Here is a 1,836-nt window from a genome sequence, read left to right as displayed (position 1 = left end):
GAGGATGGAGAGTGATCGTGAGCAAGTTCGTGCGGCCGGCGGTGGAGGGGGCCGATCCGTTCCGCTGGTGCGGGGCCGCGGTTCCGGGCGGGGCCGCTACGACTGACGCGCCCGGATCAAGGGCGGCCCCTGACCCGCCCCGATCAAGGGCGGCCCCTGACCCGCCCGGAGCAGGGGCGGCTTCCGGCGGAGCGTTCGGCCGGAAATGCCGTGCGGGCGGGGCATCCGTGCCGGATCATGGCGGTCATGTCCGCGAACCCACACGACGCCCTGCCGATCCGGCTCCACGTCGACGATTCCGACTCCCCGTCCGACGTCGTCGACGCGCTGTTCCTCGGCCGCTTCGCGACGGGCGAGCAACCGTACTCGCACGCGGTGAACATCGACCGCGTCCGCTCCGGAGCGACCCTGCTGCCGGAGGGCGCCCGAGTGCTGCGGGTGGCCCGCGACGACGACCGCAGCGCGACCCTCGCCGAGGGCGACGGCTGGACCCTGCTGGTCTCCCGCTGGAGCCGGGGCGCGGACGTGACGGTCACCGCGACCAGCGCCGACCTGGCCAAGCGCGTCCTCGACCAGGCCACCGATGGCGCGGCCGACGAACCGGAACCGCAGCCGGAGAACGTGACGATGGGGTTCTGGTACGTCTCCCCCAGGCGCGGCCCGCACCGCACCACCCGGCAGATCTCCGCGGGCACCTGGGAGGAGGTCCGGGCCAACTACACGGCACCGGTGGCGGACGCGATGGACCGGCTGATGCGGACGACGCCCGACGACATCGCCGGCCGGCTGCTGCTGCTCCACGGCCCGCCGGGCACCGGCAAGACCTCCGCGCTGCGCACGCTGGCCCGTTCCTGGCGGGACTGGTGCCAGGTCGACTGCGTCCTGGACCCCGAGCGGCTCTTCTCCGACGTCGGCTACCTGATGGACATCGCGATCGGCGAGGACGACGGCGCGGGCAAGGGCCGCTGGCGCCTGCTGCTGCTGGAGGACTGCGACGAGCTGATCCGCGGCGAGGCCCGGCACACCGCGGGCCAGGCCCTGTCCCGGCTGCTGAACCTGACCGACGGCCTGCTCGGCCAGGGCCGCAACGTGCTGGTCGGCGTCACCACCAACGAGGACCTGGAGCGGCTCCACCCGGCCGTGGTCCGCCCCGGCCGCTGTCTGGCCCGGATCGAGGTGGGCCCGCTGACCCGCCGGGAGGCGGTGGACTGGCTCGGCACCGAGGAGGGCGTCGGCCGGGAGGGCGCGACCCTGGCCGAGCTGTACGCGCTGCGCCGGGGCACCACGCCGACGTCGGTGCCGGGGGCCCGGGAGGGAGCGGACGCGGGGCTGTACCTGTGAGCACCGCTCGGATGAGTGCCGTCACGGCGGGTGCTTTCATGGGTGTATGACCCTGTATGTCGGCACGTCGGGGTGGCAGTACAAGGACTGGCGGGACCTCGTCTATCCGGCCGGGGTGCCGGCGCGGCGGTGGCTTGAGGAGTACACCCGGCTGTTCGCGACCGTGGAGATCAACAACGCCTTCTACCGGCTGCCGTCGTACGACACCTTCGCCGACTGGCGGGGGCGGGTGCCGCCGGACTTCGTGGTCGCGGTCAAGGCCAGCCGGTTCCTCACCCACGTCAAGCGGCTGAAGGACCCCGGGGAGCCGGTGCACCGGCTGCTGACCCACGCGGCGGGCCTCGGCGACCGCCTGGGCCCCGTCCTCCTCCAGCTCCCGCCCACCCTGCGCGCCGACCCGGGCCTGCTGGACGCCTGCCTGGCCTGTTTCCCGCCCGGTACGCGGGTGGCGGTCGAGCCCCGGCACGACTCCTGGTGGACCGGCGAGGTGCGCGA

The 1,836-nt window shown here is 74.0% G+C and carries 2 protein-coding genes; both read left to right on the top strand.

All coding sequences use genetic code 11. The annotated features are described in order from the left end of the window. The first annotated feature begins 246 nt into the window (after positions 1–246). Entirely contained in the window at positions 247–1,341 is a 1,095-nt protein-coding gene (locus tag H5J33_RS33730) for a DUF5925 domain-containing protein (protein ID WP_181798481.1), read from the top strand. Positions 1,342–1,387: 46 nt separating this feature from the next. After that, positions 1,388–1,836, top strand: a 449-nt coding sequence (locus H5J33_RS33725) for a DUF72 domain-containing protein (RefSeq protein WP_181798480.1), incomplete at its 3' end; no start/stop codon positions are given.

This window comes from Streptomyces sp. WELS2 (assembly GCF_013870595.1).
Taxonomy (GTDB): domain Bacteria; phylum Actinomycetota; class Actinomycetes; order Streptomycetales; family Streptomycetaceae; genus Streptomyces.
Note: the sequence above shows the minus strand (reverse complement) of the source record. Positions and strands in the feature narration are given on the sequence as shown.

What these genes read in the sequence shown, in the direction of transcription:
- H5J33_RS33730 (WP_181798481.1), top strand. Translation starts at nt 247, where the DNA reads ATGTCCGCGAACCCACACGACGCCCTGCCGATCCGGCTCCACGTCGAC.